The organism is Cryobacterium sp. M91 (assembly GCF_002929615.1).
GTDB lineage: Bacteria > Actinomycetota > Actinomycetes > Actinomycetales > Microbacteriaceae > Cryobacterium > Cryobacterium levicorallinum.
This window is the reverse complement of sequence record NZ_PJJT01000030.1, coordinates 1-3897: the sequence shown is the minus strand read 5'-3', so window position 1 is coordinate 3897 and position 3897 is coordinate 1. Positions and strand designations below refer to the sequence as shown.

Annotated in this window: 4 protein-coding genes; 2 read left to right on the top strand and 2 right to left on the bottom strand. The window is 64.2% G+C overall.

Annotation, left to right across the window (positions count from 1 at the left end; translation table 11 throughout):
* Positions 1–100: 100 nt before the first annotated feature.
* Both CXY80_RS00340 and CXY80_RS00335 read right to left on the bottom strand, forming a co-directional pair.
* Positions 101–892 carry an FtsK/SpoIIIE domain-containing protein gene (locus tag CXY80_RS00340; RefSeq protein ID WP_104131154.1) on the bottom strand — a complete coding sequence of 264 codons (792 nt, stop codon included), beginning with the start codon at positions 890–892 and terminating at the stop codon, positions 101–103.
* Positions 893–1022: 130 nt separating this feature from the next.
* The gene (locus tag CXY80_RS00335) at positions 1023–1559 is read right to left on the bottom strand and encodes a hypothetical protein (RefSeq protein ID WP_158251496.1); all 537 of its coding nucleotides are present in this window, start codon (positions 1557–1559) and stop codon (positions 1023–1025) included.
* Here CXY80_RS00335 and CXY80_RS00330 point away from each other — a divergent pair.
* Entirely contained in the window at positions 1545–2315 is a 771-nt protein-coding gene (locus CXY80_RS00330; protein WP_158251495.1) for a PAS domain-containing protein, read from the top strand. The genes CXY80_RS00335 and CXY80_RS00330 overlap by 15 nt on opposite strands.
* Before the next feature lie 158 nt (positions 2316–2473).
* Positions 2474–3897, top strand: a 1424-nt coding sequence (gene istA / locus CXY80_RS00325) for an IS21 family transposase (protein ID WP_104131151.1), incomplete at its 3' end; no start/stop codon positions are given.

Below are 3897 nucleotides of genomic sequence, written 5' to 3'. Positions count from 1 at the left end.
AGGAGGAGGAGGAGGAGGAGGAGGAGGAGGAGTGGCGCGGGATGATTGTCAATACTGATGGTCAATACAGCAGCCAAAGACCCCGGGAAGGCAATTGCCGCTATTCCACGAGCGGAAGCTGCACCCGCAGAACCTTGCCGCCGGCCACCATCATGCCGCGGCCGGGCGGAAATTCGGCCCGGTTCAGTCGCGGCAGCGGAGTGTTGAGCAGAATGTCGCCCTGGATGGTGTCGGGCTGCAGCAGCAGGCCGCGCGTGGAATTCTTCATCTCGGCGAACACTGGCCAGGACGAGTTCCACGACGCGGTTTCACCATCGGCGACCAGAAAATGGTCACTGCGCATGACCTGTTTGATGAGCTCAACCAGAGCGGCATCGGCCGGGGTCTGCAGAAAGTCCGCGAGGTTTTCGACGACGAGCGCCATGCGCGGGCGGGCCAGGTCGGCGGTAAAAGCCACGTGGACGCCCAGCTGACGACCATCCGAGAGGATGCTGCGGAACACGTCGTACCAGTTCGACCGGCCGCTCGCGACCTCCCAGTCTTCCCGAAAGGCCGTGAACCCGTCGATGAGCAGCAGGATGCGCGGCTCGTTGGGGCGGTTCGCCAGCGCGCGGTACTCGGCGATGGTTGACGCGGTGGCCTCGGCAAAGCGGTTGCCGCGCGCTTCAAGTTCGGCCTTGAGCAGTCCGAACAGGCGATTGATGCGTTCAATGTCGCCGCCGCCGCCGATCATGCTGCCCACGTGCGGCAGCGGTTCGAGCCTGCGGAGGCTGCCGGCGGCGAAGTCGAGGCCATAAACCGCGACGGGCCCGCCGGCGCTCGTGCGGCCGGCCGCGATCGCCAGGGTGCGCAGGGCGACGCTCTCCAGATCATGGCTGAGCAGGGTGACCATCGACACCGAGCGCGGCAGGTCGCTCGAGTCAGCGATGAGCGCACCGGCGTCGATGACCGGGGCCAGGCGGCGCGCGAAGTGCAGGGCCGTGGCGGAGTCGACCGACTCGACCGCGACATCCGTTATTGTCTCACCGGGGAAGGACCAGTGCTCGGGCCGTCGGGTCCACCTGAGCGGTCCGCGCTCGAACGACTCCGTCAGCGCTTCGACGGTCGACGGCGATTCGCCGCGTCGGGGCCTGCTGCTCTAGCGTGCGTTCGGTGAGCAGCTGCGCGCTTAAGGCTGCCAGGCGGGTGTCGAACCGGCCGATCGAGCGCTTGACCAGACGTTGGTCCTTCGAGCGGTTCATGAAGAAGTTGCCCATGTGCATCATCGGGCTCATCAGCACGAACAGCAGCGCCGCCGGGCGGTCGAAAATGAGCCACATGCTCACACCGAGCAGCACCGGCGCCACCATGGCCAGCCAGGGAAACGGCTGGTCGTCCTTCTCGGTCGGCACCTCGGGCGGTGCGAATTCCTGACCGGCGTAGCGCCCTTCCACCCGCGGCGAGCGGTTGAAGTAGACCGGACCGTCGCGGTGTTCGCACTCGACAGGTTCGCCGCCATGGACCCGCAAACCTTTATTTGCCCGATCGTTTTGGGTCCATTCCTGGTGCTTCACCGCCATCAGGACAGCCCCGTCGGCCTGCTCACGGATCGCGGAAGCACCGAAACCCTGCTGCGCTGGGCCATCCCCTTCTTCGTCAGCGGGCCGATCGGGCTCGGGCTCGAGCAGCTGTGGGGACAGCAGGCGAACCTGTACGACATTAACGTCGGTGTTGCGCTCCTCGTTATGACCATGACGATTCTCGGCTGCGGAATGAGCTGGGCCGCGGCAGTGCGGCTGCGCGACCTTGATCGACTCCGCGATTGTTCCGCTGACGACCTAACGCAATCAAACGCGACAGAGCGAACCGGCGAATTGGCTAACACCGCCACGCAGCTCTACGCGCTCGTGCGACTCGCCCCCGTTGGCATCGTCGAGCTCGACGCCAGCGGCGGTCTGCTGACGGCGAACGACCAATGGCACGCGCTCAGTGGCCTGCGACTTGACCAGTCCCTGGGTTCGGGCTGGGCGGTCACCATCCATCCCGACGACGTGGAGCGGTTGACGGCCGAGCGGGCCGTGCGCGTAGCCGAGCAGGAAGCATCCGCTACCCATGCCCGGTTTGAGGCGGCTTTCGAGTCGTCTCCCCTGGGAACGGCCATTGCGACCCTCAACGGTTACGTCGTGGAGGGTCACAATGGCTGTTCGAGCTGGCCGGGCCGGCCCACGGAGTGCTCGACCGGCCCATCGAGAATATTTTCAAGCCGGGCAAGTCAGCGGATCACGGTGCAAACGTCAGCCCGTCGGCTGACCAGTACACGCACCAGCGCTCAGTGAGTATTTGCGCTCGTGGGGGCCAGTGTTATTGACGTTCGGGGCCACGGGGTGATGTGGCCAGTAGCGCGTTTCGGGGCCACCGAATATTTCCGTTCGGGGCCATCTGCTTCGCTCCTTCTGCCGCGTGTATAGGCACGCGGCAGAAGGAGTAATCAATCATGGTACGAAGGATTCAAGCCAAGCGGGTGCTCGAACTCCGCGCTGAGGGCATGACGGGGCGTGCGATCGCCTTGGCGCAGGGTATGTCGCGCAAGAGTGTGCTGGCGGTGTTCGACGCCGCCGACAAAGCTGGCATCGACCGTGACGGTCACGTGAACCGCAGCGATGCGGAGGTGTATTTGTTGCTGTTCCCGGGGCGCGGCGAGCACGAAAGTGTGTTTGTGCAGCCGGATTGGGACGCGGTGCATAAGGAACTCGCCAAGGTCGGGGTGACCCTGAAACTGCTCCATAGCGAGTACGTCGACGGGTGCGCGGTGACGGAGCAGCCGGCGATGGGTTACGACCGATTCTGCAAGGCGTATGCGACGCATACGCTAATCACGGGGGCGGCGTCCCGGGTGGGTCATAAGGCCGGGCGGACGGTCGAGGTCGACTGGTCAGGACCGACGATGCAGCTCACCGACCCGATCTCCGGAGAGACGTCGCGGGTGTATTTGTTCGTCGCGTGCCTGCCGTTTTCCCGGTATGCGTTCGTCGAGCCGGCGTTGGATATGCGGCAAGATACCTGGCTGTTGGCCAACGTCGCGATGTTCGACTGGTTCGGCGGAACGGTTCCCCGAATCGTGCCCGACAATCTGAAGACCGGAGTGATCAAGCACCCTCGCGAGGGTGAGATCGTATTGAACGACGCCTACCGCCAGATGGCCGCGCACTACTCGGCCGCAGTGCTGCCGGGCAGACCTCGGGCCCCAAAAGACAAGGCATCCGTAGAAAATACGGTCTCCCATGTTGCGACGTGGGTGATCGCCGGATTACGTCATCGGAGCTTCGGAACGCTCCCCGATCTGCGGGGCGCGATCCGGGAACGCATGGATGCCTATAGCCGGGAACCGTTCCAGAAACGCGCCGGCTCCCGCCTCAGTGTGTTTGAGACCGAGGAGAAAACGCTGTTGCGGCCGTTGCCGTCGGCTCCGTATGAGATCAGCCGGTGGATTATGGGGCGTCGGGTGCAAAAGAACGGGCATGTGGTCTGGGAGAAGAACTTCTACTCCGTCCCCTTTGCACAGATCGGCCAGGGCGTCGACCTGCGCATCACCAGCCAGGTGCTGGAGGTTTATCGCAATCATGAGCGGCTCACCAGCCACCTCTTGTTCGGTGAGCATGTTGTGAACGAATACCGCACGAACGATGCCGACCAGCCTCAGGGTGAGAAGTATCGGGAAGGGGACACCGTCAGAATCCGGGCCTGGGCTGACCGGGTCGGCCCACACATGGTGATCGTCGTCAACAGGATCTTCGACTCTGTCCCCGTGGAGGAACAAGGCTTCGACGCGGCCCTCGCCGTGCTGCGGCTGAGCCGCCGATACTCCAGCGAGAGGGTGGAAAAAGCATGTCAGATCGCGCTCGACGGTCGCGTCCGCTC

Coding starts and splice junctions, on each gene's coding strand:
- CXY80_RS00335 (WP_158251496.1), bottom strand. CDS start 1,559: ATGGCGGTGAAGCACCAGGAATGGACCCAAAACGATCGGGCAAATAAA.
- CXY80_RS00340 (WP_104131154.1), bottom strand. CDS start 892: ATGGTCACCCTGCTCAGCCATGATCTGGAGAGCGTCGCCCTGCGCACC.